General features: G+C 73.7%; 27 protein-coding genes and 1 pseudogene. 9 read left to right on the top strand and 19 right to left on the bottom strand.

Annotated elements, in window-relative coordinates; genetic code table 11:
- Positions 1-30: 30 nt before the first annotated feature.
- Both FM076_RS33810 and FM076_RS15310 read left to right on the top strand, forming a co-directional pair.
- Positions 31-234, top strand: a pseudogene (locus FM076_RS33810) (MerR family transcriptional regulator); the annotation flags it as partial.
- Between the two features lie 249 nt (positions 235-483).
- On the top strand, positions 484-1,575 hold the full coding sequence (locus FM076_RS15310; protein WP_243274933.1) for a PP2C family protein-serine/threonine phosphatase: 1,092 nt from the start codon (positions 484-486) through the stop codon (positions 1,573-1,575).
- A gap of 253 nt (positions 1,576-1,828) precedes the next feature.
- Here the strand turns inward: FM076_RS15310 and FM076_RS15305 are convergent, their stop codons facing one another.
- On the bottom strand, positions 1,829-2,227 hold the full coding sequence (locus tag FM076_RS15305) for a MerR family transcriptional regulator (RefSeq protein ID WP_173871180.1): 399 nt from the start codon (positions 2,225-2,227) through the stop codon (positions 1,829-1,831).
- A 95-nt stretch (positions 2,228-2,322) separates the two neighbouring features.
- Here FM076_RS15305 and FM076_RS15300 point away from each other — a divergent pair, with 95 nt between their 5' ends.
- On the top strand, positions 2,323-3,510 hold the full coding sequence (locus FM076_RS15300; protein WP_173871179.1) for an alkene reductase: 1,188 nt from the start codon (positions 2,323-2,325) through the stop codon (positions 3,508-3,510).
- On the opposite strand, the gene FM076_RS15295 is transcribed toward FM076_RS15300, so the two are convergent.
- Positions 3,414-4,520, bottom strand: coding sequence for a LysR family transcriptional regulator (locus FM076_RS15295; protein WP_345945025.1), 1,107 nt, complete (start codon positions 4,518-4,520; stop codon positions 3,414-3,416). The two genes, FM076_RS15300 and FM076_RS15295, sit on opposite strands and share 97 nt — an antisense overlap.
- A gap of 69 nt (positions 4,521-4,589) precedes the next feature.
- Here FM076_RS15295 and FM076_RS15290 point away from each other — a divergent pair, with 69 nt between their 5' ends.
- Positions 4,590-5,201 carry a short chain dehydrogenase gene (locus FM076_RS15290; protein ID WP_173871177.1) on the top strand — a complete coding sequence of 204 codons (612 nt, stop codon included), beginning with the start codon at positions 4,590-4,592 and terminating at the stop codon, positions 5,199-5,201.
- 81 nt (positions 5,202-5,282) lie between these two features.
- On the opposite strand, the gene FM076_RS35325 is transcribed toward FM076_RS15290, so the two are convergent.
- Positions 5,283-6,197 carry a TetR/AcrR family transcriptional regulator gene (locus tag FM076_RS35325; protein ID WP_428814865.1) on the bottom strand — a complete coding sequence of 305 codons (915 nt, stop codon included), beginning with the start codon at positions 6,195-6,197 and terminating at the stop codon, positions 5,283-5,285.
- Positions 6,198-6,461: 264 nt separating this feature from the next.
- On the opposite strand from FM076_RS35325, the gene FM076_RS15280 reads away from it, so the two are divergent.
- From FM076_RS15280 to FM076_RS15270, 3 genes are all read left to right on the top strand, one after another.
- Positions 6,462-8,195: an ABC-F family ATP-binding cassette domain-containing protein gene (locus tag FM076_RS15280; protein WP_173871175.1), complete on the top strand. Its 1,734-nt coding sequence runs from the start codon at positions 6,462-6,464 to the stop codon at positions 8,193-8,195.
- A complete protein-coding gene (locus FM076_RS15275) occupies positions 8,186-9,094 on the top strand; it encodes a virginiamycin B lyase family protein (protein WP_173874761.1) in 909 nt (302 codons plus the stop codon). The genes FM076_RS15280 and FM076_RS15275 overlap by 10 nt, the downstream gene beginning before the upstream one ends.
- Positions 9,095-9,215: 121 nt before the next feature.
- A complete protein-coding gene (locus tag FM076_RS15270; protein ID WP_173871173.1) occupies positions 9,216-9,974 on the top strand; it encodes a class I SAM-dependent methyltransferase in 759 nt (252 codons plus the stop codon).
- 183 nt (positions 9,975-10,157) lie between these two features.
- On the opposite strand, the gene FM076_RS15265 is transcribed toward FM076_RS15270, so the two are convergent.
- The 4 genes from FM076_RS15265 to FM076_RS15250 all read right to left on the bottom strand — a co-directional run bounded on the left by FM076_RS15265 (position 10,158) and on the right by FM076_RS15250 (position 13,829).
- The gene (locus tag FM076_RS15265; protein WP_173871171.1) at positions 10,158-10,577 is read right to left on the bottom strand and encodes an ankyrin repeat domain-containing protein; all 420 of its coding nucleotides are present in this window, start codon (positions 10,575-10,577) and stop codon (positions 10,158-10,160) included.
- 139 nt (positions 10,578-10,716) lie between these two features.
- Positions 10,717-11,406, bottom strand: coding sequence for an HAD family hydrolase (locus FM076_RS15260; protein WP_173871169.1), 690 nt, complete (start codon positions 11,404-11,406; stop codon positions 10,717-10,719).
- A gap of 113 nt (positions 11,407-11,519) precedes the next feature.
- The gene (locus tag FM076_RS15255; protein WP_173871166.1) at positions 11,520-12,713 is read right to left on the bottom strand and encodes an aminoglycoside phosphotransferase family protein; all 1,194 of its coding nucleotides are present in this window, start codon (positions 12,711-12,713) and stop codon (positions 11,520-11,522) included.
- Between the two features lie 246 nt (positions 12,714-12,959).
- Complete coding sequence (locus FM076_RS15250; RefSeq protein WP_173871164.1) at positions 12,960-13,829, bottom strand: GntR family transcriptional regulator; 870 nt, start codon at positions 13,827-13,829, stop codon at positions 12,960-12,962.
- Positions 13,830-14,150: 321 nt separating this feature from the next.
- Here FM076_RS15250 and FM076_RS15245 point away from each other — a divergent pair, with 321 nt between their 5' ends.
- A complete protein-coding gene (locus FM076_RS15245) occupies positions 14,151-14,333 on the top strand; it encodes a hypothetical protein (RefSeq protein ID WP_173871163.1) in 183 nt (60 codons plus the stop codon).
- Between the two features lie 178 nt (positions 14,334-14,511).
- On the opposite strand, the gene FM076_RS15240 is transcribed toward FM076_RS15245, so the two are convergent.
- From FM076_RS15240 to FM076_RS15230, 3 genes are all read right to left on the bottom strand, one after another.
- On the bottom strand, positions 14,512-15,783 hold the full coding sequence (locus tag FM076_RS15240; protein ID WP_173871161.1) for a GNAT family N-acetyltransferase: 1,272 nt from the start codon (positions 15,781-15,783) through the stop codon (positions 14,512-14,514).
- 287 nt (positions 15,784-16,070) lie between these two features.
- The gene (locus tag FM076_RS15235; RefSeq protein ID WP_173871159.1) at positions 16,071-17,021 is read right to left on the bottom strand and encodes an asparaginase; all 951 of its coding nucleotides are present in this window, start codon (positions 17,019-17,021) and stop codon (positions 16,071-16,073) included.
- Positions 17,022-17,143: 122 nt separating this feature from the next.
- A complete protein-coding gene (locus tag FM076_RS15230; RefSeq protein ID WP_173871157.1) occupies positions 17,144-17,704 on the bottom strand; it encodes an ABC transporter substrate-binding protein in 561 nt (186 codons plus the stop codon).
- A gap of 162 nt (positions 17,705-17,866) precedes the next feature.
- Here FM076_RS15230 and dtd point away from each other — a divergent pair, with 162 nt between their 5' ends.
- Positions 17,867-18,292, top strand: coding sequence for a D-aminoacyl-tRNA deacylase (gene dtd, locus FM076_RS15225; RefSeq protein WP_173871155.1), 426 nt, complete (start codon positions 17,867-17,869; stop codon positions 18,290-18,292).
- Positions 18,293-18,370: 78 nt separating this feature from the next.
- Here dtd and FM076_RS15220 read toward each other — a convergent pair whose 3' ends face one another.
- The 9 genes from FM076_RS15220 to FM076_RS15180 form a co-directional block, all read right to left on the bottom strand.
- On the bottom strand, positions 18,371-19,381 hold the full coding sequence (locus FM076_RS15220; protein ID WP_173871154.1) for a YgfZ/GcvT domain-containing protein: 1,011 nt from the start codon (positions 19,379-19,381) through the stop codon (positions 18,371-18,373).
- A 9-nt stretch (positions 19,382-19,390) separates the two neighbouring features.
- The gene (locus tag FM076_RS15215; protein ID WP_173871152.1) at positions 19,391-19,837 is read right to left on the bottom strand and encodes a transcriptional repressor; all 447 of its coding nucleotides are present in this window, start codon (positions 19,835-19,837) and stop codon (positions 19,391-19,393) included.
- A gap of 90 nt (positions 19,838-19,927) precedes the next feature.
- Positions 19,928-20,716, bottom strand: coding sequence for an LAETG motif-containing sortase-dependent surface protein (locus FM076_RS34975; RefSeq protein WP_202034919.1), 789 nt, complete (start codon positions 20,714-20,716; stop codon positions 19,928-19,930).
- A gap of 321 nt (positions 20,717-21,037) precedes the next feature.
- Entirely contained in the window at positions 21,038-21,601 is a 564-nt protein-coding gene (locus FM076_RS15205; RefSeq protein WP_173871150.1) for an FABP family protein, read from the bottom strand.
- Between the two features lie 219 nt (positions 21,602-21,820).
- Positions 21,821-22,192, bottom strand: a complete 372-nt coding sequence (locus FM076_RS15200) for a DsrE family protein (protein ID WP_173871148.1) — start codon at positions 22,190-22,192, stop codon at positions 21,821-21,823.
- Between the two features lie 93 nt (positions 22,193-22,285).
- Positions 22,286-22,573, bottom strand: coding sequence for a DUF1416 domain-containing protein (locus FM076_RS15195; protein WP_173871146.1), 288 nt, complete (start codon positions 22,571-22,573; stop codon positions 22,286-22,288).
- A gap of 32 nt (positions 22,574-22,605) precedes the next feature.
- Positions 22,606-23,442, bottom strand: coding sequence for a sulfurtransferase (locus FM076_RS15190; protein ID WP_173871144.1), 837 nt, complete (start codon positions 23,440-23,442; stop codon positions 22,606-22,608).
- Between the two features lie 578 nt (positions 23,443-24,020).
- Entirely contained in the window at positions 24,021-24,737 is a 717-nt protein-coding gene (locus FM076_RS15185) for an LmeA family phospholipid-binding protein (protein WP_173871142.1), read from the bottom strand.
- Positions 24,738-24,834: 97 nt separating this feature from the next.
- On the bottom strand, positions 24,835-25,862 hold a 1,028-nt coding region (locus FM076_RS15180; RefSeq protein WP_207730269.1), incomplete at its 5' end, for a hypothetical protein.

Genomic DNA, 25,862 nt, shown 5'->3' with positions numbered 1-25,862 from the left:
AGGTGCCCGGCGCGAGAGGGAGGGACGGCCATGGAACTGCTGACCATCGGGGCCTTCGCGAAGGCGTCGCGGCTGTCACCGAAGGCTCTGCGGCTGTACGACGAGCTGGGACTGCTGACCCCCGCCCAGGTGGACCCGGTCAGCGGCTACCGCCTCTACGCCCCCGAACAGCTGGAAGCAGCCCGGCTGGTGGCCTGGCTGCGCCGCCTGGGCATGCCCCTCACCCGTATCCGGCGCGTGTGCGAGCTGGCGGCGACACCCGAGGTGCCCTCCGGCACCCCCGGCGCGCACGCGGACACGGACCCGCGCCCTCACTCGGACGTGGACCCGCGCCCTCACTCGGACGTGGACCCGTGCGCGACTGCGGGTGTGTCTGCGACCGCGAGTGCGTCTGCGGGCCGGGCAGCCGGTGCCGGTGCCGGTGCCGATGCGGCTCTGGACTCCGGCCCGGACCCGACCCTGGACCCGACCCCGGATCCGGGACTGGACCCGGTGCCGGGCCCCGGTCCGGGAAGGGGTGCGGGCGTCTCAGCCGCCGCACGGGAAGTCCGCGCGTACTGGGCGTCCGTCGAGGCCGGGTTCGCGGCGCGCAGGGACCTGGCCACCTTCCTCGTCGCCCACCTGTCGCGGAAGGAACCGATCCCCGTGATCCCCATGCCGGAGCACCCCGGTACGACCCCCTCAAAGGCGGCGACCGCCGCCGCACTCGGCATCCGTTACGCCGCCCTCTCGGACACCGGACGCGTACGGGAGAGCAACCAGGACGCCCTGTACGCCGGTTCGCGGCTGCTGGCCGTCGCCGACGGTTTCGGCAGCGGGGGCGGCCCCGCGAGTGCCGCCGCCGTCGAGGCGTTCCGGCGGCTGGAGCCGGACGCCGTCGCGGCCCCGGCCGGTGAGCTGCTGAACGCGCTGGAGGACACGCTCGCCGAGGCCGGCCGTGCCGTGCGGGACGTCGCGGAATCCGGCGCGGCACCGGACGCGGTACACAGTGCGGCACCCGGCGCGGCACACGACGAGGTCGGGACGACGCTCACCGCACTGCTGTGGACCGGCTCCCGCCTCGCCCTCGTCCACATCGGCGACTCCCGCGCCTACGTGCTGCGCGGGGGCGGCCTCTTCCAGATCACGCACGACCACACCGTCGTGCAGACGATGGTCGACGAGGGACGGCTCACCCCCGAGGAGGCCGCGTCCCATCCGCAACGCGCCCTGCTGGCCCGGGCCCTGACGGGGCACGGGTACGGGACGAGGCCCGGGTACGGGACGGGGCACGGGACCGGAACCGTTCCCGACCCCGACCCCGACCCCAACCCCAACCCCAACCCCAACCCCAACCCCGGACCCGATGCCGGTACCGGCGCCGAGTTGCGGCTGCACGACGCCCTCCCCGGCGACCGCTACCTGCTGTGCTCGGACGGCCTGTCCGCGGTCGTACCCGTCCCGGAGGTGCGGACAGTGCTCGCCTCGGTGCCCGAGCCCCGGGACGCGGTCCGCGCCCTGGTCGACCTGGCCAACCGCGCCGGCGGCCCCGACAACGTGAGCTGCGTGGTGGCGGACGTCGTGACATCCGGCTGACGCCCGGGCCGGCGCCGGGGAGCGCGGGCCGGACCGGCGGGCGCCCCGGCCGGGCCCGGGGCGGAGACCGGAACCGGCCGGGAGCAGCCGGGACGGACCGGGACGGACGCCGGAACCGGGCGGGAGCGGCCCGGGCGGGACGGGACCGTCGCCGGGAGCAGTCGGAGCAGTCGGAGCAGTCGGAGCAGTCGGAGCAGTCGGGAGCGGCCGGGACGGGACGGGCGCGGGGGCCTCGGTTCTGATGCCGGTGCCGTTACGCGGCGCGGGTGTCCGCCCGGCCGTCGTCGTCCGTTCCGCGGGCGCTCTCGATCACCTCGTCCAGGACGTCCCGTGAGCGCAGCAGGTCGCCGATCATGCGGTCGATCCGGGCGCGCTCCTGGGTCAGTTCGGCCACCAGATGCGGGGAGGCACTCCGCGCGGAGCCGCCGTCCCCGCCCGCGCCGGGGAGGCACGGCAGCAGCTGGGCGATCTTCTTGCTGCACAGCCCCGCGGCGTACAGCTCCTGGATGCGGATGACGCGGTCCACGGCCGCCTCGGTGTACTGCCGGTGCCCGCCGGGGGTACGCCAGGACGTCAGCAGGCCCTCCCTCTCGTAGTACCGGAGCGAGCGCTCGCTGACGCCGGTACGCTCCGCCAGTTCACCGATCCGCATCCGTCCCCGCCTCCTCGCGTCCGTGACCGGTCCACCCGGGATCCGGCACCGTTCTCCTTGAATCTGACACCGGTGACAACTTTTACCGTGCGGGCATGACGAACGGAACCACGCACAGCGCCGACAGCCCGCTCCTGACCCCGACCCGCCTGGCCGGCCCCGGCCTCGATCTGCCCAACCGGCTGGTGATGGCGCCCATGACCAGGAACCGCGCCGCCTCCGACGGCACCCCCACCCCTCTCATGGCGACGTACTACGCGCAGCGCGCCACCGCCGGGCTGATCATCGCCGAGGCGGCGACGCCGAACCCCGTCGGGCAGACCTACCCCGACATCACCGCCATCCACAGCCCCTCCCATGTGGCCGGGTGGCGGCAGGTCACCGACGCCGTACGGGCGGCGGGCGGCCGGATGTTCCTCCAGCTCCAGCACGGCGGCCGGATCGGACACCCCACCACCAGCGGACTCACCCCCCTCGCACCGTCACCGGTGCCGCTCCCCGACACCATCCACACTCCCAACGGACGGCAGGACGCCGTAGTGCCCCGCGAGATGAGCGCCGACGACATCCGGGCCACCGTCGCCGACTTCGCCGCCGCCGCGCGCAACGCCCTCGACGCGGGATTCGCCGGAGTGGAGGTGCACGCCGCGAACGGCTACCTGCTGCACCAGTTCCTGAGCCGGAACACCAACCGCCGTACGGACGCGTACGGGGGTGCCCCGGCCGGCCGGATCCGCTTCGTCCGCGAGGTCGTGGAGGCCGTCGCGGCACAGGTCGGTGCCGAGCGGGTCGGCGTCCGCCTCTCCCCGTACTTCACCGCAAACGGAATCCAGGAGGGCGACACCGAGGAGCTGTACCCGGTGCTGGTCGAGGCGCTGTCGGGCCTCGGTCTCGCCTACCTCCACCTCGCCTTCGCCGACCCGGACCGGCCCCTCTTCGCGACGATACGGAACGCCTGGAACGGCACTCTGATCGCCAACCCCGTACTGCCCCCGGACCGGATTCCGGCCGACGGCGGACGCAGCGCGGGCGAACGGGTCCTGGCCGAAGGAGCCGACCTCGTCTCCCTCGGCCGCCCCTTCCTGGCCAACCCCGACCTGGTCGAGCGCCTTCGCCGGGGCGCCCCCGTCAACCAGGTCCGCGACCGGTACCTGATGTACGTCGGCGGCGAGACGGGCTACACCGACTACCCGGTGCTGGACGGGAGTTCCGCGGTGACCGTCCCCGGGGTGGTGGCCGGCGCGGAGGGCGGTGCGGAGGCCGGTGCGGCGGCGCGGGTTTGAGCCGGCCCCGCCTCCTCCCCCCTCGGCGCCTCCTTCCCCGGGCTCGTTGCCTTCCCCGGCCTTGTGCCCTTCCCCGGACTTGTGCCCTTCCCCGGACTTGTGTCCTCTCCCGGCCTGGTTCCCTCCTCCAACCTGGTTCCCTCCTCCGGCCTCGTGGCCTTCGTCAGCCGGCGGACGGCGTGTTCGCGCAGGGCGCGGGTCGCCGGGTGGGTGGGGGTGTGGGGCCAGGCCAGGTGGACGGTGACGGGGGCGGAGTCCGCGAGAGGGAGGTAGCGGACGTCCGGGTGCGGGTGGCTGTCGGCGGTACCGGCGGCGGTCACCCCGACGGACTCACCGGTCGCGATCGAGGTGAGCCATTCGTCCACACCGGCCACCTCGAAGGTCTCGGGGCGGGCCTCCTCGGGCCACAGCTCGGCGCGCGTGGTGGAGGCGGTCGCGCAGATCGCCACCGGCCGGTGCGCCAGGTCGGAGAGGCGGAGGCCGGCGCGCCCGGCGAGCGGGTCGCCGGCCGGTACGGCTGCCAGGCGGGGTTCACGGTAGAGGGGAAGGACGTCCAGCCCGGCGCCGGGCGTCGGAGGCAGACGCAGGAACGCCGCATCGACCTCCCCCTGGCGCAGCGCGGCCTCGGGGTCGTCGCACCAGCGCACGGCGAGGGGCGTGGAGGGCTGTTCCGCGCGCCAGGAACGCAGCAGGGGAACGGTGTGGCGGCCCAGCGCCGCCCAGGGGAAACCGACCCGCAGCGGACGCGGCCCCGCGGTGGCCTCCTCCAGCGCGTCGTCGAGTTCGCGGAGGATCCGGTGGGCGTGCTCCCACAGCCGCTGCCCGGCCTCCGTGAGGGCGAGCCGACGGGTGGTCCGCTCGACGAGACGGGTGCCGAGCCGGGTCTCCAACTGGTCGAGGGTGCGGGAGAGGGCGGGCTGGGTGAGGTGCAGGGCGACCGCCGCCCGCGTCAGTGTGCCCTCGTCACCGATGGCCGCCAGGGCGCGCAGATGCCGCAGCTCCACATTCATGAGCGCCAAGCATAAGTGGAGCGCAATCGGCATTTCCCTCGCCCACGAGGGGGCCCCTAGCGTCGCGGCATGAACATTCTCCTGATCGGCGCGACCGGGAAACTCGGCACCGCCGTGCACTCCGCACTGGCCGACCGCGGCCACAGGATCCTCACCGTCGGCCGCACGGCCGGGGACCTGCGTCACGACATCACCGACCCGGATGAGATCACCGCCCTGTACGACGCGGCGCACGGGGCCGTCGGCACACTGGACGCGGTGGTCAGCGCGGCCGGGGACGTGCCGTACAAGCCCGTGGCGCAGATGACGCCCGACGACCATCTCGCGGCGTTCCGCGGTAAGGTCCTCAGCCAGATCGAACTCGTCCGGCAGGGCCTCACGCGGGTCGCCGAGCGCGGCTCGTTCACGCTGATCACCGGTGTGCTCGGGCACGACCCGATCCCTCTGGGCAGCGCCGCCTCCGTGGCCAACGGAGCCGTGGACGCGTTCGTGAGGGCCGCGGCCGTCAAGATCGCGCCGCGGCGCGTCAACGCCGTCTCGCCCACGCTCTTCACCGAGAGCGTGCCGGACTACGGCGACTTCTTCCCCGGCGTCCGGCCGGTCGATGTCGCCGACGTCGCCCAGGCGTACGTCCGCTCCGTCGAGGGCAGCCACACGGGACGGATCTTCGAACTCTCCTGAGAGTTTCGCCGTGTCGGGCGTCCAGTGCTGGGCTGGGCGTCCAGTGCTGGGCGGGCGTCCAGTGCTGGGCCTCCGGCGGTCTCAGCGCGCGCTGAAGGCGCCCGCGCGTGCGGCGAGCACCGCCGTGCGGGCCGCCTCCGCCGGGAGGCCGGGGCTCGGCGGCATCCGGAGCAGCACCAGGTGGTGGTAGAGCGGGGCGGTGGCGGAGAGCAGCAGCCGCCGGGCGTCGACGGGCGGGGACAGCTCGCCGCGCTCCACCGCCCGGCCGATGAGCGGCGTACAGCGCTCGTAGCGGTCCTCCCAGAACCGGCGCAGCGCCTTGGCGGCCCCGTCGGAGCGGAAGGAGGCGGCGATCAGCGCCATCGCGAGGGACGGCTCCTCGGTGAGCCCGTCCCGCACCTCCTCGTTCAGCGCCCGCAGATCCCCTTCGAGCGAGCCGGTGTCCGGCGGGGACCAGGAGTCGTCCCCCGCGGCGTCGAGCACATCCGCCAGCAGTCCGCCCACGTCCCGCCATCTGCGGTAGACCGTCGCGCGGTGCACGCCCGAGCGGGCGGCCACGGCGTCGACGGTCAGGCCGTCGAACCCGTACTCGACCAGCAGCGGCCCCACCGCGCCCAGCACCTGGTCGCGGACCCGCGCCGTCCGCCCGCCGGGGCGCCGCGTACCGGGCGCCGAGCCCTCGGCCTTGGTCCCGGTCCCGGTCCCGGACCCGGACCCGGACCTGGTCTGGGTTCCGGTCTTGGACCCGGTCTGGGTTCCGGCCATGGCCCTGGCCTTGGCCCTGGACCTGGATTCGGTCTCGGTCCCGGTCTCGGTCCCGACCTCGGCCTCGGGCTTGGTTCTTCCGGTCCGGGCTCCGGTGCGTTCCTCGCGGGCGGGCCCGCCCGACATGGCGGTGGTGGCGTCCGCCGTCCCACCCCTCGTCCCGGCGGCCGCGTGGCCGGCCGTCTCCTCGGCGCTCTCGCCGGTGGTCCCGTGCGGGCTGTGTGGGGTCATTTCCCGATCATTCTCCGATTGCCCTTGCTGCCGGCGTTCTCGTCGTGCCATCATCCTATCGCGACAGGTGTCGCGGTAAAAGTCCGCCGGTCCCGTCCCGGTCACGGCCATGGCCGTTATCGGGACGGCGATGGCGATGGCGAAGACAGCGAAAACGGCGAAAAGAAGACGAGACGAAGGAGTCACCGATGCTCATCCGAAGCGTGTCCCCGGTCCTGCGGCCCGCCCCGGCCGCCTCACCCTCGAGCGCTTTGGAGAGCACGTATGCCCACCCAGCTCACGGCTTCGGCCGTTTCGAAGTCGTACGAAGGCAGGATCGTTCTGGACGAGGTGAGCTGCGCGCTCTCGGCGGGTGAGCGGGCGGGGATCGTCGGCGAGAACGGTTCCGGGAAGACGACGCTGCTCCGCCTGTTCGCGGGGCAGGAGACACCTGATCAGGGAGAGATCGTCGCGCACGCCGAGGGCGGCATCGGCTACCTCCCGCAAGAGGACGCGCTGCCGTCTGAGTTGACCGTGCAGGAGGTCATCGACGGCGCGATGAGCGAGTTGCGCGCGACGGAACGGCGCCTGCGGGAGCTGGAAGCCGCGATGACGGCGGGGGACGAGTCGGCGCTCCAGGAGTACGGGGAACTGCTGACGGTCTTCGAGCTGCGCGGCGGCTACGAGGCCGAGGCCCGGGTCGAACGCGCTCTGCACGGGCTGGGCCTGGGCGTGCTGCCCCGCGAACGCACCGTGGGCCGCCTCTCCGGGGGCGAGCGGGTGCGGCTGAGGCTGGCCGCGCTGTTGGCGGCGAGCCCCGAGGTGCTGCTGCTGGACGAGCCCACCAACCATCTCGACGACGCCGCGCTGCGCTGGCTGGAGGAGCATCTGCGCAGCCGCAGGGGCACCACGGTCGCCGTTTCCCACGACCGCACGTTCCTGGAGCGGGTCGCCACGATGCTGCTGGAGGTGGACGGTGACCGCCGCAAGGTCGTGCGCTACGGCAACGGCTACGCGGGCTATCTGGCGCAGAAGGCCGCCGCCCGCCGCCGCTGGGCGGAGGCGTACGAGAACTGGCGGGCCGAGGCGGAGCGGCTCCGGGAGACCGCCGCCACCACGGCCCGCAGGGTCGCCCCCGGCAGGGCGATGAAGGACGGCAACAAGATGGCGTACGACCGCGCGGGGGGCCGGGTCCAGCAGTCCCTGGCCGGCCGGGTCCGCAACGCCGAGGAGCGGCTGCGCCGTCTGCTGGCCGACCCGGTGCCACCGCCGCCCGCCCCTTTGCACTTCACCCCGCCCCTGCGCGCTACCGCGGCGAACGGTGCCGGTCAGCCCTCCTCCGGTTCGCATGGTGCGGGTTCGTATGGCGCCGGTCCGCATGGTGCCGGTCCGCGTGGTGCCGGTCCGCGTGGCGCGGTGCTGGACGCGGAGGGTGTGGCCGTGGCCGGCCGGCTGGCCCGTACGGGTCTGACGGTCGCGCCGGGGGAGCGCGTGCTGGTGACGGGGCCGAACGGCGCGGGGAAGAGCACGTTGCTCGACGTCCTGGCCGGACGCCTGGAGCCGGACACCGGCCGGGTCGCCCGCCGGGGCCGCGTCGGCCATCTGCCGCAGGAACCCGTGGTCGGGGCCGCTCCGGGAGCCACCCTCCTGGACGCCTATGCCCAGGGCCGCCCCGGGCCGCGCGAGGAGCACGCGGAACGGCTGGTGTCGCTGGGCCTGTTCGGCCGGGAGCGGCTGGAGGTGCCGGTCGCCCGGCTCTCCACCGGCCAGCGGCAGCGTCTCGCACTGGCCCGGCTGGTGACGGAACCGGCCGATGTCCTGCTGCTGGACGAGCCCACGAACCATCTCTCGCCCGCCCTGGTGGAGGAGTTGGAGGCGGCGTTGGACGTCTACGACGGCGCGCTGGTCGTCGTCAGCCACGACCGCAGGCTGCGGGAGCGCTGGCGCGGCGGACACCTCGCCCTGGAAGGACCGAGCGCGTCGCCCGTGGGGGCGGCCGAGGAGAGGAGCTGCCTGTGACCGCCACCACCGTGGCCTCGTTCGGACCCGGGACGGGCCCCTACGACGTCGTGACCGGACCGGACGGGGGCCTGTGGGTCACGCTCGTCGAGGCGGGTGCCCTCGCCCGTGTGGGCCTCGACGGCCGGGTGGAGATCCACGACCTGGACGCCGCGGGCTGCGGACCGACGATCATCACACCGGGGCCCGACGGCGCCCTGTGGTTCGCCCGCACCCACGACCACCGCGTCGGCCGGATCACCGTGGACGGGAAGGCGGACTCCTTCGCCCTGCCGACGCCGGAGTGCGGCCCGTTCGGCATCGCGGCAGGGGCCGACGGCGCGCTGTGGTTCACGGAGACGAACGCGCACCGGATCGGCCGGATCACCACCGACGGCGAGGTCACCGAGTTCCCGCTGCCCCTGGAGGGCGCCTTCCCCTCGGCGCTCGTGGCGGGACCGGACGGCGCGCTGTGGTTCACGCTGAACCAGGCGGACGCCATCGGCAGGATCGACCTCCACGGCACGATCACCGTCCACCCTCTGCCCACGGAGGGGGCCGCTCCGGTGGGGATCGCTCCCAGGTCGGTCGAGGGCGGCGGTGCCGGGGAGCTGTGGTTCGCGGAGATCGGCGCCGGGCAGCTGGGCCGGATCACCACCGGCGGCGAGGTGACGGAGTTCCCGCTGCCGGACCGGGCCGCTCGGCCCCACGCCGTCGCCGTCACCCCGGACGGCACCTGCTGGGTGACGGAGTGGGGCACCGGCCGTGTCGCGGCCCGCACCCCCTCCGGACGGATCACCGAGTACCCCCTGCCCGGGTCCGACGCGGAACCGCACGGTCTGACCGTCGGGCCGGACGGCGCGCTGTATGTCGCGCTGGAACGGGGGGAGGTGGTCCGGCTCGGCACGGACGCACTCTGACTGTGCAGGCGCCCATACCGTCCGGTCGGTCGGTCAGTCATACGGGGTCGGCTGGGGGCGGTCCGGCGAGGCCGGGAGTAAACCGTTGGCCAGGGTGCGGCAGGGAGGCGAGGATGAGGGGATGGCACGTGCGTTTGACGACCTGGTGGCGGAGGCGTCATCCGTTTCCATGGACGGCTGGGACTTCTCCTGGCTGGAGGGCCGCGCCACCGAGGAGCGCCCCTCGTGGGGCTACCAGCGGCTGATGAGCGCCCGGCTCGCCACCGCCTCGGCCGCGCTCGACCTCCAGACCGGGGGCGGCGAGGTGCTGGCCGAGGCGGAGAGGCTGCCGCCCGCGATGGCCGCCACCGAGGCGTGGCCGCCCAACGTCGCCAAGGCGACCGCGCTGCTGCGTCCGCGCGGGGTGATCGTCGTCGCGGACACCGACGAGCCGCCCCTGCCGTTCGCCGACGGGGCCTTCGACCTGGTGACCAGTCGGCATCCGGTGCGCGCCTGGTGGCCGGAGATCGCGCGGGTGCTGGAGCCGGGCGGCACCTATCTGGCCCAGCACGTGGGCCCGGCCTCCGTGTTCGAACTGGTGGAGTACTTCCTCGGGCCCCAGCCGGAGGCCCGTCGCCACCGGCGCCCCGAGGACGCGCGCGCCGAGGCGGAGGCTGCCGGTCTGGAGGTCGTCGATCTGCGGTCCGAGCGGCTGCGCATGGAGTTCTTCGACATCGGCGCCGTCGTCTACTTCCTGCGCAAGGTCGTCTGGATGGTGCCGGGCTTCACCGTCGAGGGCTACCGCGACCGGCTCCGTGAACTCCACGACCGCATCGAGTCGGAGGGGCCCTTCGTCGCCCACTCGGCCCGCTTCCTCATCGAGGCCCGCAAGCCCGCCTGAGCCCGGGCCCGGGCTCAGGCCCGAGCCAGGGCCCGAACCGGCCAGGGCCCGATCCGGACCCGGCTCCTCCGGAACGCCCCGCGTCCCGGCCCCATTTCCGTCCCCGTGCCCGCGTCGCGGCCCCATTTCCGTCCCCGGGCCCCGTCCCCGGGCCCCGTGCCCGGTGCCCCGAGCCGCTACGGCTCACCGCTCGCCGAAGAGGTCGAGCAGGTGGCGCTTTTCGAACATGCGGGCCGTTTCCACGGCGGACGGGGTGCCGGCACGCGGGTCGGCGCCCGCCTCCACGAGGACCCGGACGACCTCCTCCTCGCCCTTGAACACCGCGCCCGCGATCGGGGACTGGCCCCTGTCGTTGGTGCGGTTCGGGTCGGCGCCGTGGGCCAGCAGGGCGCGGACCGTCTCCGGGTGGCCGTGGTAGGCGGCCAGCATGAGGAGGGAGTCGCCCTTGTCGTTGGTGAGATTCACCGGGACCCCGGCGGTGACGTAGGCGGCGAGGGTGTCGGTGTCGCCGTGCCGGGCCAGGTCGAAGACCTTCTGCGCCAGTTCCAGGACCTCGGGGTCGTGGGCGGGCTCGGCGCTCTCGGGCTTGGGTGCGTCGGTCATGGGGCCAGCGTACGGAGGGACGGCCGCCCCCGCCGCTCACGGCCCGCGGCCACCCGCGGACGGCAGCCGCACCCCCGGACGGGCCTCACAGACGGCAGCCGCACCCGCGTACCACCGCTGCCCGCCCCTCCCGGCCGTCCTAGACGTGGGCGAGGGGGTCCACGGTCAGCAGGATCTCCTTCAGGGAGCCGACGACGTGGATGGCTCCGGCGGTGCGCAGTTCCGCTTCCTTGCGGTCGTTGCGGGCGTATCCGACGAAGGCGACGCCTGCCGCGCGGGCCGCTCCCAGGTCGCGGGCGGAGTCGCCGATCATGACCGCGTCGGCGGCGGGGGTGCCCGTCGCCTCCAGTGCGCGCCGGACGCAGTCGGGGTCGGGCTTGAGGCGGGGGCCGTCCGCGTCGCAGCGCCGGCCGCAGACGCGGCCGGCGAAGGCGTCCAGCAGGCCGCGCCCGGCGAGGTAGCGCTCCACGGCCGCGGCGGAGTTGTCCGTGGCGACGGCCGGCCGCCGCCCGGTGGCACCCAGCGTGCGGACCAGCGCGTCGGCGTATCCGGTGGGGAAGGCGCCTTCCGCGGCGGCGATCTCCTCCTGGGTGAGGGAGTGTTCCAGTTCGTGCGCCGTACCGCGCGGCAGCGGGGAGGGTGCCTCGAAGGCGGTGGCGAGCAGCCGCAGCGGGTCGGGTGTGTGCGGCCAGGAGTCCCGCGGGGCGTGGGGCACGTACGTCTCCCACAGGCGTGCCGCCACCGAGGCGGCGGTGCGCCGGGCGAAGAGGCGGCACAGCGGGCCGTCGAAGTCGAATATGACGCACTGTGCGGAGGTGAGTTCACGCATGGCTGACCGTCCCTGTCGTCGCCGGGCCCGCGGGTGGGCTGCGATTGTTCCAGGCGCGGGCGTCACCGGGGATGGGTCGGCGGGCGGACGGATGGTGAGGTGCGGGTGGACGGTTACGCGTGGACGGACGGTGACGTGTGCACGGACGGTGTTGCGTGTCCGGACGGTGACGCGTGTCCGGACGGTGACGTCTGTCTGGACGGTGACGCCTGTCCGGACGGGGAGAGCGCGCAGAAATCGGCGTACGCCTCTTCGACCGCGCCCGCGTCCGGTACGGCGTCGAGGCCGAGGGCGGGAGCGGCGCGTTCCAGGACGGTGTGGACGAGGGCGGCGGCCGTGCGCAGCCGGTCGGGGAAGCCGGGGCAGGCGGCCGTGCCGGTGAGGGCGGCGGCCTGCCGGACCACGTCGGTGAAGACGGACTGGACGCGCTTGTAGTCCAGGTACCGGGGCAGGTCCTCGTCCAGGTGGGCGTCGGCCCCGGGCAGCAGGGCACCAGTGGTGCGGCGCCAGTCGTCGACGACCTGGTCGTGCTGCTGTGCCGGGTAGTCCATCAGGTACAGGTGAGTCGCCAGGTCGTAGAGCGGGTCGCCGACCGTGGCCAGTTCCCAGTCGATGGTCCACAGTGCGCCGGACCGGTCCACGATGAGGTTGGCCCGGTGGAGGTCGCCGTGCAGGAGGCAGAACGGCCGCCGGGCCAGCAGGGCGGCCTCGGCCACCGGGCGGGAGCGGGGGCCGAGCGCGTCGCGGGGTACGCCGAGCCTGTCGAACAGGGGGCCGTATCGGGGGAGATGGGCCCGGTGGGCGTGTTCGCGGGTGTAGTCGATCAGTGCGCGCAGGAAGCCGGCGCCGTCGCCCTCGGGGCCGTCGGCTCCGGCGCCGGCAGGGTGCCGGACCCGCCGTGCCCGTACGGCACCGGGCCGCAGCCGGCACAGCGAGGCGAACCGTTCCGTGATCTGCCGCAGGAGGGCGGGCGCCACCGGGTGCCCCCGGGGGGAGAGTGCGGCGAGTGTGGCGCCCTCGATGAAGCCGTGGATGACCAGGTCCGGGGAGCCGGGGGCGCGGACCCGGTGGACGGGGGGCACGCGCGGTACCCCGAGGCGGGCCAGTTCGCCGAGCAGTTCGTCCTCGGAGACGAAGCCGCGCCGGTCGAACCGCGGGGTGTCCGGGCGCGGTTCGCCCGTCTTGACCCGCCCCAGTCCGCGGAGTTCGCCCTCGGGCCGTACGACGTACCACTCGCGGTGGTGGCCCGCCAGGGGGCCGTCCACGGTGCCGACGGCTTGGGCGTGCCGGAGGGCGGGGGACGTCATCGGGCTGTCCTCGGACTGGTCTCGAACTGGTCTCGGGGCGGTCGGGCAGCGGGGGAGGGGGACGGGGTGGGGGCGGGGAGTGCCGGTGGGCGCGCGGGGCGGCGAAGAGCGCCGGGGTGCGGGCACCCTACCCGGCCGGGCGCCGCCTTCCCGCGCACAGCCCCGGCCGCTCACCCGAAGGGACCGCCGGGCCGGCCGAGCCCCCCGGAGGCGGAAGAGGCGGAGGGACTCACAACGGGGAGGGGCTCACTCGAAGGGGACGGCGATCGTGTCCCACAGGGAGTCGAAGAAGCGCTGCGACTCCGCGACGAAGGCGGACTCCTGCTCGTCCCGCGCCTCGGGCCCGTCCGTGGAGCGGAAGAGCTTGGTGGTGAGGCCGAGTACGTCGTAGAGGGCCAGCTGTTCGCCCTCGTAGACGGCCTTCTCGTTCCTGACCACCTGGTAGTAGCCGATCAGCGCCTCGTCCCGGTTGAGCAGGTACAGCTTGTGGGTGGGGGTGAGCGGGACGGCGCGGACCGTGAGGGAGACCTCGACGCCGAACCGGGCCAGGGAACTGAGGGAGTTCTCGACGGCGTGCACGTAGGCGGTCTGCATCTGGTGCAGCCGCCGACGGGGCTTGGGGTCCTCGGGGTCGTCGATCAGGCGGGGCAGGGCGAGGCGGGCGTCCAGGCTGGGGACGAGGAGGCGGGCCCGTACCGAGCGGGGGGCCGGCCGGCGGTCCATGACCTGGCGGATCGGCCAGGCCAGGGCGTTGTTGAGGGTCTCGGAGGTGAGGGAGAAGGAGTCGATGGTGACGTGCTCGGCCTGGAACGCCTCGTGGAGCCGGTCGGTCAGTTCGACGCCCGCGATGCGCGGGGTCTCCGCGTGGTGGTCGGGCGCGGCCACGGTGGGGGAGGAGCCGCGCCCCACGTTCTCCAGCAGCCCCTCGCGGGTGAGGGCGGCGAGGGCTTCGCGGACGGCGCTGCGGCCGACGGAGAACTCGGTCTCCAGGGCGCGTTGGGTGGGCAGCCGGGCGCCGGGCTCCAGTGCGCCGCTGCGGATGCGCTCGCGGAGGGCGTCGGCGACCACATCCCGCGGCCGACGGCCGCCGGCCGGGCCGGACGTTTTCCTGGTCACGCCAACGACCTTACAACTCCAGCCGATGGCCCGTCAGTTGTCCGCCAGGAGTTTTCAAATGGTGGACATGTGGGCATGTACTCAGTGAGTTGGTCGCCAACTGAGAGAGATGGCAGCAAAGTTCGCCGACTCCGGCCTGACGTTCGCCGCCCCACGCGGCTTCCCCCTCGGACCCGGGCCGCATGGAGACCGGTCTGTGCCGGTCCACGCCGGCCGCACCGGCCCACGCCGGACCGAGCCGTTCGCCCGTTCAACGACGCATGGGCGCCCCGTACCTCCAGCACAACCCGCTCCTCCCGTGCCTGAGAAGGAGGGATCGCCATGCCGCTCCTCGCGCTCGCTGTCGCAGCCGCCGTCGTTTTCTTCGAACAGCTCGTCCAGGTGCGCTTCGGGGTCCTCGGCCTCGCCGGGTTCCTGCTGCTGAGCGTCGGCCTCAAGGCCCGGCACACCGGGTGCAGCACCGCCGGAGCCCTTGTGCTCGCCACGCTCCTGCTGCATCCCTGACCGTGCCGCCCCCGCACCACCGGTGGGGGCCGCCGTCATGCCGCCTTCCCCACCTCGACCCACGCCACGGGGAAGGCGGTTTGACGACGGTCCCCACCCGGCTCTCCGCACCCATTCCCACCCGGCTCTCCGCACCCATCCCCACCGGGCCTCTCCGAACACATCCGGGCCCGGCCTCTCAGAACACGTCCGGGCACCAGGGCCGCCGTGCCGTGCGGAAGAGGACGTCCGCCCGCCGGACGGCTCCCTCCCGGTGCGCGGCCAGTCGGCCCAGCGCGGCGAGCCGAACGGCGGACTCGTCGCCCAGGTAGAGCGCGCCGAGGTCGGCGGCCTCCAGCGACAGGTCGGGCTCCTCGCGGGTGGGCCCGCACCGCGCGGCGCCGCCGGGCCCGTCGGTCTCCAGCCGGTACCGCCCGGCCGCGTAGCCGTCCTTGTCGCGCACGTCGAGCACGAGCGTCCCCGCGCTCGGGTAGGCGCGGGTCGCCAGCATGCGCGGGACGTCCAGCGGGCGGAGCCACAGCCAGTCGGCGTGCGTGACCGTGCGGGCGGCGCGCGGGTCGGGCAGCAGGAGCGGCAGCACGTCGTCGGGCGCCCGCGGCCCGGTGCGCACCCGCTGGATCCAGTCCATGGCCAGGACGAACCGCCACAGCGCCGCCTCGCCCGCCGCCGTGGCGGCGAACAGGTCCCGGACCGTGGCCGTCTGTTCGGGCTGCTTGCCCTGCCAGACGTTGTCGGAGGTGTAGGCGACACCGCCCTGCGGCCGCCCGTCGGCGTCCCGGTAGACGGCGTGGAAGGGCAGGGTGAAGCCGTCGTCGGGATGGCGCAGGTCGCCGGTGGCCAGCCGCCACCACTTCTCCGTCCGGTCGATGGCGCCCTGCCGGTCCGGCCCGGTGCGGAACCGCTCGTGGACGGCGGGCATCAGCGCGCGGAAGCCGTCGGCGTCCACCAGGTCCACCCGCCCGCCGTCCCCCGCGTCGGCCGGTCCCGCGTACCGCCGGTCCAGACCCGCCCGGGCGGTGTGGACCTCCCACTCGGTGGTCCACGCGGCGGGGCCGAAGCCGTAGCGTCCGTAGATCGGGTACTCCGCGGCGATCAGGGTCGCGAACGCGTCCCCGCGCTCCTTCGCCGCCGCCAGCGCGCCCGCCATCATCGCCGTCAGCAGCCCGCGCCGCCGGTGGGTGGGCGAGACGGTGACATTGGTGACCGCGCAGGCGGGCAGCACCGCACCGCCCGGCACGGTCATCTCCTGCGGCGTCGTACGGAAGGTGCCCACACACCGCCCGCCGTCGTAGGCCCCCTGGGTCCGCCCCGGGTCCAGGCCCTCCCGGCGGACGGCCACCTCCTGCGGGCTCACCGTCGGGCTGAGGAGGAACCCGGTGGAGACGGCCCGCAGCCACTCGGGGAGTTCGTCGGGGGAGGTCAGCGTGCGGATCTCGACACCGGTCGCCATGCGAGCACGCTAGGCGCCCGGTCTCCGCACCCGCACCCGGATTTCCCGGCCCCCTCTCCACCGGGGCACGGCCCGCCATCGCGCCGCGCGTTCCCCGACGCGTTCCGGCTTTCCAACGCCTCGGGGTCCTCTATCGCGCTGCGGTCCCATCGCCTCGGTCCCATCGCCTCGGGGTCCTCCACCGCACAGCGGCGGCCATCGCGCCGGCGGTTCCCATCGCGGCGCGCTCCCCGGAACGCGGCGCGCTCCCCGGAACGCGGCGCGCCGACCAGCACGCGGCGCGCCCCTCAGAACGCGGCGCGGACCTCGCCGACCCGGGTGCCGCCGCCCAGTACCGGCACCGTCGCCAGGCGGTCAAGGACCGGGGCGCTCACGCCCATGTGGGCGGAGAGGGCGCGGGCCGTCACGGGGCCCAGCGCGCGGGTGGCGCCGTCCTCGATCTTGAAGGCGAGGGCGCTGCCGTCCGGGAGGGCCAGCCCCTGCACGGCTTCGGCGCCCATCTTGCTGAGGGCGCCGGGTATCTCCCGCATCAGCCAGGTGTCGTGCCGCCGGGTGCCGCCCACGTACTCGGGGTGGGCGCGCATCGCGGCGGCGACCCGTCCCTCGGGGGAGTCGGCGGGGGCGAGGGCCAGCGCGCGGAAGCCGCGGGCCAGGCCCGTGAGGGACACGGCCATCAGCGGGGCACCGCAGCCGTCCACACCGATGTGCGCCACCGGGTCGCCGGTGGCCTCCTCCAGGGCGGTGCGGACCAGCTTCTGGAGCGGGTGTGCGGGATCCAGGTAGCTCTCCAGCGGCCAGCCGTTGGCGGCGCAGGCGGCGAGCATCGCGGCGTGCTTGCCGGAGCAGTCCATGGCCAGCGGTGTGCGGGTGCGGCCGGCGGCGAGGAAGCCCTCGGCCTCCTCCTCGTCCAGCGGCAGTGAGGCGGGGCAGCGCAGCCGCGATTCCGTCAGCCCGTGCTCGGCGAGCACGGTGCGCACCAGGTCGAGGTGGAAGTCCTCCCCGGAGTGGCTCGCCGCGGCCAGCGCCAGCCGCTCCCCGGACAGGTCGAGTCCGGAGCGCAGCACGGCGGCGGCCTGGAACGGCTTGTTCACCGAGCGGGGGTAGACCGGCGCCTCCGGGTCGCCCAGTGCCAGGGTGACGCTGCCGTCCGGCGCCAGGACGACCAGTGAGCCCCGGTGCCGTCCCTCGGTGAAGCCGGACCTGACGACCTCGGCGAGCACGGGGGGTATGTCGGGCATCTCGGGACCTTCCGGTGATGTGCGGCGTACGGTGCTGAGGGAGTACGTGGCCCTTCACCGTAACCGGACCCGGTGCCCCGCAGAACGGACACCCCCTGGGGCCGACGCGGGCGGGACCGGCGCTAGGGCAGCAGGTCGTCCACCTGCGCCTCTCCCTCCCGGTAGCGCCGGGCGATCTCCGTACTGCACTCGTCGGCGGTCCGCTGGAGGGCCTGGCGGCGGCGGGAGACCTGCTGTTCGTAGCGGACCAGCCGCCCCATCGCGTCCTGCAGCTCCGCGTCCGTGCGGGCCTCCAGGTCGCTCAGCTCCACCTCGGCCAGCATCCGCTCGGCCAGCTCCCGGTACTCCTCGCCGCGCGGTGCGGCGAGCGTCACATGGCGGGCCGAGCGGTGGCCGGCCGGGTGGCTGTCCGCGAGGATCTGCGGCAGCCGGTCCAGGAGCGGCGAGCCCGCCGAACTGCGCCGGGCCAGCTCGGCCCCGAGGATGTCGATCCGCCCCTGGAGCAGTCTGCGGACATAGCTCAGGTCCGCCTCGTCCTGCTGGGCGGTGCGCCGCAGGGTGCGCAGCTCGTGCAGGCGCAGTCCGTGCAGATCCGGCCGGTCCTCCTCCTCGGGTACCGCCTCGGCGGCGCCCGCTCCCGGCTGCTGCGGCGTGTGAGCCCGGCCCGCTCCGGTTGTGCTCATGGGCTTGTGTCCCCTCATCCCCATTGCGCGGTAGCTCGTGCGGTACTGCTGAACGCACCGCGTGTGCGCATCGTGCCACTCCGTGCCGGTCGCGTGCACCGCCTCCCACCCCGTACGGCGGCCCCGCGTTCGGCCGGACAGCGGCACGGCATCATGGGCGGCATGCGAGCAGTGGTGCAGAGAGTGGACGGCGCGAGCGTCACCGTGGAGGGGCGCACCGTTGGTCGGATAGTCGGTGAGGGCCTGTGCGTGCTGGTCGGAGTCACGCACGACGACACGAAGGAGAAGGCGGCCCAGCTGGCGCGGAAGCTGTGGTCGGTGCGCGTCCTGCACGGGGAGAAGTCCTGTTCGGACACCGGGGCGCCGCTGCTGGTGATCAGCCAGTTCACTCTCTACGGTGACGCGCGGAAGGGGAGGCGGCCCACGTGGAACGGGGCCGCGCCCGGACGGGTGGCCGAGCCGCTGGTGGACGAAGTCGTCGCCCGGCTGCGGGAGTTGGGGGCCGAGGTCGCCACCGGGGAGTTCGGCGCCGACATGAAGGTGGCGCTGACGAACGACGGCCCCTTCACGGTCCTGCTGGAGGTCTGAGCCGTTCCCCGGCCCCGGGGCGGGTACGGACGGACAACGGTACGGACGGACGGGCCGGCACCGGCCCGTCCGGTGCCGCTAGGGGGCGACCACCACTTCCTGCGCGGCGGCGGTGGCGTCGGGGCCGACGATCAGCTCCGCGTCCGGGTCGACGTTCCGCTTGACCAGGGCGAGGGCGATCGGCCCCAGCTCGTGGTGGCGGGCGGAGGTGGTGACGAAGCCGAGCTGCCGCCCCTCCACGCCCCCGGCGGCGAGCCGCACCGCGTCGCCGTGCACGGGCAGCCGCACCTCACTGCCGTCCAGGTGCAGGAAGACCAGCCGGCGCGGCGGTTTCCCCAGGTTGTGGACGCGGGCGACGGTCTCCTGTCCGCGGTAGCAGCCCTTGTCCAGATGCACGGCGGAGCCGATCCAGCCCACCTCGTGGGGGATCGTGCGGTGGTCGGTCTCCCGGCCGAGGCGCGGGCGCCGGGCCTCGACGCGCAGCGCCTCGTGGGCCAGCACGCCGATCGCCGGGCCGTGCGAGGCGGCGAACTCCGTCAGCTCCCCGCGCGGCAGGAACAGGTCCCGCCCGTGCGGGGTCTCCCGTACGGCAAGGACACTGCCGGGCACCTCGGCGATGGAGCCGGCGGGCAGGTGGACGAGGGCGGCCTCGGCGGTCCGGTCGGCGATCTCGACGCGGTAGAAGAACCGCATGCTCTCCAGGTAGGCGATCAGCTCGCCCTGCTTGCCGGGTTCGGTGTGCATCCACACCGTCGTCCCGTCGTCCACGAGCTGGAGCGCCTGCTCGATGTGCCCGTTGGCGGAGAGGATCAGCGCCTCGGTGGCCTGGCCGGGCGGGAGCTGCTCCACGTGCTGGGTGAGCAGCAGATGCAGCCAGGAGAGCCGGTCAGCGCCGGAGACGGTGACCACGCCGCGGTGCGAGAGGTCGACGAATCCGGTGCCGTCGGCGAGGGCGCGCTGCTCCTTGAACAGGTCGCCGTAGTGTGCCGCGACGCCCTCGTCGGGGGCTTCGGCGGCGACGGCGCCCGGCAGCGTGAGCAGGGGACTGGGAACGGGGGCGGAGCTGTCGCTCGGGCTGCTGGAGGACATGTGCCCAGCCTACGACGGGCCGCCCTCTGTCTCATCGGCCTTGGCCGCGCACCCGGCGCACCGGCCGAAGATGGCGAAGTGCTTCATGTCGGTGTCGAAGCCGAAGCGCTCGCGCAGGACGGCGGTGAACGGCTCGGCGACCGACAGGTCCGCCTCGATCACCTCCGTGCAGTCCCGGCAGACCAGGTGCATGTGGTGGTGCCGGTCGGCGAGGTGGTAGGTGGGGGCGCCGTGGCCGAGGTGGGCGTGGGAGACCAGGCCCAGCTCCTCCAGCAGCTCCAGCGTGCGGTAGACGGTCGAGATGTTGACGCTGCCGGCCGTACGGCGCACCTCGGCGAGGATGTCGTCCGGGGTGGAGTGCTCCAGTTTGTCCACGGCCTCCAGCACGAGCTGGCGCTGCGGGGTGAGCCGGTATCCGCGCGCCCGAAGATCGCTCTGCCAGTCGGTGGTAGCCACGGGGTCCAGTGTAGAAGCGGCGCGGGTCCGGGTGCCCCCGTGGCACCCGGACCCGCCCCTACCGGAATGTGGGATGTGCGGCTCGGTGTGTCAGTTCTGGCCGGCCTTCTTGCGGCGGGCCAGGAAGACGGCCGCGCCGCCGATCACCACGAGGGCGCCGGCGCCGCCGACGAGCAGCGGGGTGTTGGAGCCGCCGCCGGTCTCGGCGAGGTCGCCGCCGCTGCCGTTGCTCTTGTCGGAACCACCGGCGGGCGCCGGGGTGTTGGCCTCGGAGGAGTCGTCACCGGGCTTGCTGGTGGGCTTGCCGGTCGGCTCGTGGGAGGGCTTGGCGGTGGGCTTCGCGGTGGGCTTCTGTGTGGGCTTGGCGGTCGGCTTCCCGGTGGGCTTGGGACGGGTGGCGTCCACGCTGTAGGTCTGGGTGACCGTGTTGTTGCTGGTGTCCGGGTCGGGCTTGTCGCTCTTGATCTCGGCGCGCAGGGTCTGCTTCTTGCCGGACAGGCTGGCCGGCAGGTCCATGTTCTCCAGCTCGTCGCCGTTCGCGGCGAGGTTCGCCTCGATGACGACGGTCTTGGCGTTCCACGACTTCACGGTGCCCTTGTCGATCTTGGGCTTGGCCGTGAAGCGGACGTTCTTGACGGCGGTCACCGTGACGGTGGCCTTGCCGGCCTCCGGCCCGTGGTTGCCGAAGTTGCCGCCGATGCCGTCGCCCAGGACGCGGCCGGAGTTCTTGTCGAAGAGGATGCTCGACGTCAGGCCGACGTTCATCTCGGCACCGCTGTCGTACGCGAACGCGCCTGCCGCGCCGGCCAGCTGAGTGGCCGCCAGGCCGCCGAGGAGGGCGACGGATGCGGTGGCGGAGGTGAGACGAGAACGATTCACTGAAGAGCCTTTTCCCCGTTGGGCGGCCGAGCGCCTTGGGCGGCCCCGGCGGCATGGCGTGCGGCCGCGGCCGGACTTCGCCGGCGCTCGTGCCGGTGAATGGATTTACGCCATTCTTATCACTCAGGGGCACGCATTAGCACTCGTCACCCGAGGTGACCGAGCCGCTCGGCAGCGTAGGGGAGGGGCTCTGAGCAGGCGCTTCTCCCGGCGGAGGCGGGCCGGAGGGTGCTCAGTGGGACGGCGCGGAGGAACCGCTATTCCACAGTCTCCACATTCGTGACAGCTCTGAGACGAGAAGCGGACCGCCGTCCTTCGCTCTCAGCGGAAGAAGGCGATCCCGTCGTCCGGGAGGTCCACCACGTCCTTGGCCCATTCCTTGGGGTCGACGACCTTCTTCAGGTGTGCCGACATGTAGGGCCGCAGCGGCTTCCCCGGGGTGGCCTTCTCGCCCACCCACATCAGATCGCCGTTCACATAGCCGTACAGCCGCTTCCCACCGGTGTACTCATCCGCGGCGGCCGTGCGCGCCACGGCGTCGGTGGCCAGATCGATCTGCGGCTTCTTCTCGGCCAGCTCGCCGTACCAGACCTCGGCGATGCCCTGGTCGCGGATCATCACGACCTCGACCTTGCGCTCCTTGTCGACCCGCCAGTAGCCCGTCTCGGTCTCCAGGGGACGGACCTTTTTGCCCTCCGCGTCCAGCTCCCAGGTGTGCGAGAAGTACTCCAGGAAGTCCCGGCCGTCATGGGTGAAGGTGACTTCCTGCCCGAAGTTGCACTTGTCCCCTTCCGTGAACTCGGCGACCCCGGCGCCTGTCCAGTTGCCGAGGAGGAACGCGAGGGGGACGAGGTCCGGGGCGAGGTCGGACGGAATCTCGATCATGGTGGGCTCAGTCGGTCGAGGGGCGGCGGCGGGCGCGTCAGCGCTGGCCCTGGTACAGCTTCTTGAACGTCAGCCCGGCGAAGGCCACGGTGCCGATGCAGACCAGGACCATCAGGGCGGTGAAGAATGCCTCAAGCACGGGGCTGCTCTCCTTGCGCGGTGTTCGGTGACCCGACCGAGTCTAGTCGCCGCCGTGCGGGGCGGCCTCCCGAGGGCCGCTCAGTAGACGAGGGCCTGCACGCCCTCCGGCATGATCTCGCTGACGAAGACCTGGGCGCCCGCGATCCGGACCCCCTCGACGACGTCCTTCTCCTCGATGCCCCGGCGGGCGGCGCACTGGGTGCACAGCGTGATGCGGCCGCCGCCCCCCTGGATGGCGGCCATCAGATCGGGCAGCGGCGCCGCGTGCGGCAGCTCGAACTCCTCGGCGCGGCCGGGGAGGGCGAACCAGGCCGACTCGCCCGTCAGCCACAGGCTGACCTCCGTGCCGCTGGCCGCCGCCACGGACGCCACCGTGAACGCCTGCGAGCACCTCTCGGGGGCGTCCGCCCCCGCGGTCACCTTGATGACGAGCTTGCTGCGATTGCTCATGGGACCAAGCCTACGTTTCCCCTGTCGCGGGCAGGCGTTCCTTCCCCTGCCCGAAGAGCCCGGGGACGGAACGCCTGCCCGCGATCCGAGGGGTCAGACCGCGATGGAGACCTCGGCCAGGCCGCCGTCGCGGGCGACGACCGTGCGGTCGGCGGTGGCGCCGGGCACCAGCGCGCGGACGGTCCAGGTGCCCTCGGCGGCGTAGAAGCGGAACTGTCCCGTCGCGGAGGTGGGCACCTCCGCGGTGAACTCCCCGGTGGAGTCCAGGAGACGGACGTACCCGGTGACGGGCTCGCCGTCACGGGTGACGCTGCCCTGGATGGTCGTCTCGCCGGGCTTGATGGTGGAGGCGTCCGGGCCGCCTGCCTGTGCTCCGCACATGGTGGTGTTCTCCCTCGGTGCGTCGTGTGTGGTCAGTTGGAGCCCAGCTCGACGGGCACGCCGACGAGGGAGCCGTACTCGGTCCAGGAGCCGTCGTAGTTCTTGACGTTCTCCTGGCCCAGCAGCTCGTGCAGCACGAACCAGGTGTGCGCGGAGCGCTCACCGATGCGGCAGTAGGCGATGGTGTCCTTGCCCAGGTCCACGCCCTCGGCCTGGTACAGCTCCTTCAGCTCGTCGTCGGACTTGAAGGTGCCGTCGTCGTTGGCCGACTTGGACCAGGGGATGTTGCGCGCGCTGGGCACGTGCCCGGGACGCTGCGACTGCTCCTGGGGCAGGTGGGCGGGGGCGAGCAGCTTGCCGCTGAACTCGTCGGGGGAGCGCACGTCCACCAGGTTCTTGGTGCCGATGGCGTCGACGACCTCGTCGCGGAAGGCGCGGATGGAGGTGTCCTGCGGCTTGGCCTTGTACGAGGTGGCCGGGCGCTCGGGGACCTCGGCGACCAGGTCGCGGGAGTCCAGCTCCCACTTCTTGCGGCCGCCGTCGAGGAGGCGCACGTCCTGGTGGCCGTAGAGCTTGAAGTACCAGTAGGCGTAGGCGGCGAACCAGTTGTTGTTGCCGCCGTAGAGGACGACGGTGTCGTCGTTGGCGATGCCCTTGGCGGACAGGAGCTTCTCGAAGCCCTCCTGGTCCACGAAGTCGCGGCGCACCGGGTCCTGGAGGTCCTGCTTCCAGTCGATGCGGATCGCGTTTTTGATGTGGTTCTTGTCGTAGGCCGAGGTGTCCTCGTCCACCTCGACGAGCACCACCTTGGGGTCGTCGAGGTGGGCCTCGACCCAGTCGGCGTCGACGAGAACGTCGCTGCGGCTCATGCTGTCTCTCCTCATGGTGGATGGATGCGGCGGGGAGGGCGAAGAGGATCGCGTACGGGTGCTGCGGCACCGCACCGCTGCCCTGCGGTCCGATGGGTCTCGACGCGGATACGGGTCGGGCGCACGGTGCCGGCGGCCGCCGGGGGGCGGCCGGCCGGGACGGTGCGCGGGGACGTACGCGAGGGCTGCCGCGCTGCGCGGGGAGGCCGCGGGGCGGCGCCGCGGGGGTGTGCGCGGACGCGGCGGTCAGCGCGTCAGCGGGAGCCGCGACAGAGCATGGCGGCGATGCGGCACAGGTCCACTGCCCGGCGCTTCGTGAGGTCCGCCTGTCGCTTCATGGGCTCGATCGTAAGGACGACGGCGGGGCCGTGTCACCGCTGATCCGCGTATTGAGACGCCCGTGTCCGCCATACGGGACAGGGGGCGGTTGGGGAGAGGGTCCTGGGCGGGTTCGCGGGTGCGGGGCACCGCGCCCGGCTGCCTCGCGGACCAGGACGTCTCGGATACCGGGACCGGGAGGGGCTGGGGCACGGGGCCAGGAGGGGGCCCGGGGTCACGGGACCGGGAGGGTTCGGGGGTCAGCCGGCCAGCCGGACGCCGGTGCCCTCCATGGAGACGTCCACGCCGTCCTTGTCCGCCTCGACCCTGGTCAGTTCCAGGCCCTCGGGCAGCTGGCTGATCGTCCGGGCGAAGTCGATCTTCTTGCGGACGGCGGCCTCGACGCCGGGGATCTTCGAACCGGGCACCTCGTCGGCGTGCAGCCGCACCGTGTCGCCGCCCGTGACGCTCACGGTGCTGTAGACGCTGCGCTCGACGGCCCGGCCGACCAGCGGCAGGGTCACGCTGGCGGTGACCTTCACCTGGTCCTTGCCGGACGTGCTGGTGCCGCCGTAGCCGACACGGACCCCGTCGTCCGCCGCCCTGGTCAGGTCCGCGTACGACAGGTGCACGGTGCCGGTGGCCCGGTCGGCGACGGCCGAGCTGAAGTCGCCGCTCAGCTCGACGTCGTGCGCCTCCATCGTGACCTCGCTCAGCCGCACCTGGCGCCCGCCGGCCGACGCCGTCACGCCCTCGACCCCGACCGTGACCTTGTCCAGGTCCTTGGCGGCGACCTGGGTCAGGAAGGGGAAGCCGTCGATGGAGACGGACGGGTCGCCGGAGGAGACGGAGCCCAGCTGGGCCTTGAGCTTCTCGGCCACCTCGTCCTCGGCGAGGTTGACGGCGATCCGGTCGGCCGCCACGAAGAGCCCGGCGAGTACCACCAGGATCACAAGCACCGTGCGTAGTGCGCGCATCGCGTCCGTTTCCCCCATGAGTCGGCTGGCTAGCGGCGAGCGTAACCCGCTGCGCGCGGTTCCGTCCGGGCCGCCCGGACGGCCGCCGGGCGGCGGTCTACAGCAGGACGCCGCCCAGGACGGCCAGGGCGGGTGTGGCCAGGGTGAGGGGCAGCGCGACACCTGCCGTCATGTGGACGAAACGGGAGGGCCAGTCGTAACTGGCCACCCGCAGCCCCACCAGCGCGCACACCCCGGCCCCCAGGCCCAGCAGCGCGGCGGTGGCCGGTTCCACCCCGTTGAGCTGCGCCGTTCCCACCCCGGCGCCCGCCGCGGCGGCGAGCGCGAGCAGGAGCGAGAGCACCGCGGGCAGCGGCACCGCGCGCAGCAGCGCCGCACCCGCGACGGCGGCGGCGCCCAGCGTCACGGCCTCCGGCTCGGCCGGGACCAGCCCTGCGGCCAGCACGGTCAGCCCGGTCGCGGCGAAGCCCGCCGTGACGGCGTAGAGACGCTCGTCGGGGCTGGAGTTGTTGCGCAACTGCAGCACAAGCGACAGGACGCACCAGACCCCGGTCGCCCCCAGCAGCACCGCCGGCGCCCGGTCGCCGTCGGTCAGCAGCAGCCCGGCGTCGGCGGACAGCCCCGCCACGAACGCGAGCGCGATGCCCTGCCGGGCGGGCCACATGCCGTTGAGGCGGTACCAGCCCGCCGCCGTCAGCAACTGGAGCAGCACCACGGCACCGGTCAGCGCTCCCTGGCCCAGCGGCGCGGTGACCGCGAGCAGCGCGGCCAGCACGGTCGTGACGGCCGCCGAGGGGAGACCGGGCGCGATGATCGGCGACCCGGTGCGGGGGCGGGTGCCCCGCGCGGCAGGAGCGGAGGGCGCGGCGGGCGCCGCGTCGGGACCGGTCTCGGGCCCGGCGCCGCCCGGTGCGGGGGCACCGTCGCCGTGCGGGTGCGGGTGCGGGTGCGGTTGGGGCTGCGGGCCGGGGGACGGGTGGGGTGCGGCGTGCGGCCGGGGTTGCGGCTGTGCCCCCGGGTGCGGGTGCGCGGGCTGGGGAGGCCGGGCGTGCCGGGGCGGTGGCGGCGTGTGGGGCTGCGGCTGGGGCTGGGGCTGGGGCATCGGCTGGGACGGTGTGTGGTGTT

The sequence above is a fragment of the Streptomyces albus subsp. chlorinus genome, from assembly GCF_013302895.1.
Taxonomy (GTDB): domain Bacteria; phylum Actinomycetota; class Actinomycetes; order Streptomycetales; family Streptomycetaceae; genus Streptomyces; species Streptomyces chlorinus.
This window is presented reverse-complemented; position numbering and strand designations above follow the sequence as displayed.

Bases quoted from the DNA above. Each gene is read 5' to 3' on its own strand.
- FM076_RS15305 (WP_173871180.1), bottom strand. From the start codon at position 2,227: ATGCGGATCGGTGAACTGGCGGAGCGTACCGGCGTCAGCGAGCGCTCG.
- FM076_RS15300 (WP_173871179.1), top strand. From the start codon at position 2,323: ATGACGAACGGAACCACGCACAGCGCCGACAGCCCGCTCCTGACCCCG.
- FM076_RS15295 (WP_345945025.1), bottom strand. From the start codon at position 4,520: ATGAATGTGGAGCTGCGGCATCTGCGCGCCCTGGCGGCCATCGGTGAC.
- FM076_RS15290 (WP_173871177.1), top strand. From the start codon at position 4,590: ATGAACATTCTCCTGATCGGCGCGACCGGGAAACTCGGCACCGCCGTG.
- FM076_RS35325 (WP_428814865.1), bottom strand. From the start codon at position 6,197: ATGACCCCACACAGCCCGCACGGGACCACCGGCGAGAGCGCCGAGGAG.
- FM076_RS15280 (WP_173871175.1), top strand. From the start codon at position 6,462: ATGCCCACCCAGCTCACGGCTTCGGCCGTTTCGAAGTCGTACGAAGGC.
- FM076_RS15270 (WP_173871173.1), top strand. From the start codon at position 9,216: ATGGCACGTGCGTTTGACGACCTGGTGGCGGAGGCGTCATCCGTTTCC.
- FM076_RS15265 (WP_173871171.1), bottom strand. From the start codon at position 10,577: ATGACCGACGCACCCAAGCCCGAGAGCGCCGAGCCCGCCCACGACCCC.
- FM076_RS15260 (WP_173871169.1), bottom strand. From the start codon at position 11,406: ATGCGTGAACTCACCTCCGCACAGTGCGTCATATTCGACTTCGACGGC.
- FM076_RS15255 (WP_173871166.1), bottom strand. From the start codon at position 12,713: ATGACGTCCCCCGCCCTCCGGCACGCCCAAGCCGTCGGCACCGTGGAC.
- FM076_RS15245 (WP_173871163.1), top strand. From the start codon at position 14,151: ATGCCGCTCCTCGCGCTCGCTGTCGCAGCCGCCGTCGTTTTCTTCGAA.
- FM076_RS15240 (WP_173871161.1), bottom strand. From the start codon at position 15,783: ATGGCGACCGGTGTCGAGATCCGCACGCTGACCTCCCCCGACGAACTC.
- FM076_RS15235 (WP_173871159.1), bottom strand. From the start codon at position 17,021: ATGCCCGACATACCCCCCGTGCTCGCCGAGGTCGTCAGGTCCGGCTTC.
- FM076_RS15230 (WP_173871157.1), bottom strand. From the start codon at position 17,704: ATGAGCACAACCGGAGCGGGCCGGGCTCACACGCCGCAGCAGCCGGGA.
- dtd (WP_173871155.1), top strand. From the start codon at position 17,867: ATGCGAGCAGTGGTGCAGAGAGTGGACGGCGCGAGCGTCACCGTGGAG.
- FM076_RS15220 (WP_173871154.1), bottom strand. From the start codon at position 19,381: ATGTCCTCCAGCAGCCCGAGCGACAGCTCCGCCCCCGTTCCCAGTCCC.
- FM076_RS15205 (WP_173871150.1), bottom strand. From the start codon at position 21,601: ATGATCGAGATTCCGTCCGACCTCGCCCCGGACCTCGTCCCCCTCGCG.
- FM076_RS15200 (WP_173871148.1), bottom strand. From the start codon at position 22,192: ATGAGCAATCGCAGCAAGCTCGTCATCAAGGTGACCGCGGGGGCGGAC.
- FM076_RS15195 (WP_173871146.1), bottom strand. From the start codon at position 22,573: ATGTGCGGAGCACAGGCAGGCGGCCCGGACGCCTCCACCATCAAGCCC.
- FM076_RS15190 (WP_173871144.1), bottom strand. From the start codon at position 23,442: ATGAGCCGCAGCGACGTTCTCGTCGACGCCGACTGGGTCGAGGCCCAC.
- FM076_RS15185 (WP_173871142.1), bottom strand. From the start codon at position 24,737: ATGCGCGCACTACGCACGGTGCTTGTGATCCTGGTGGTACTCGCCGGG.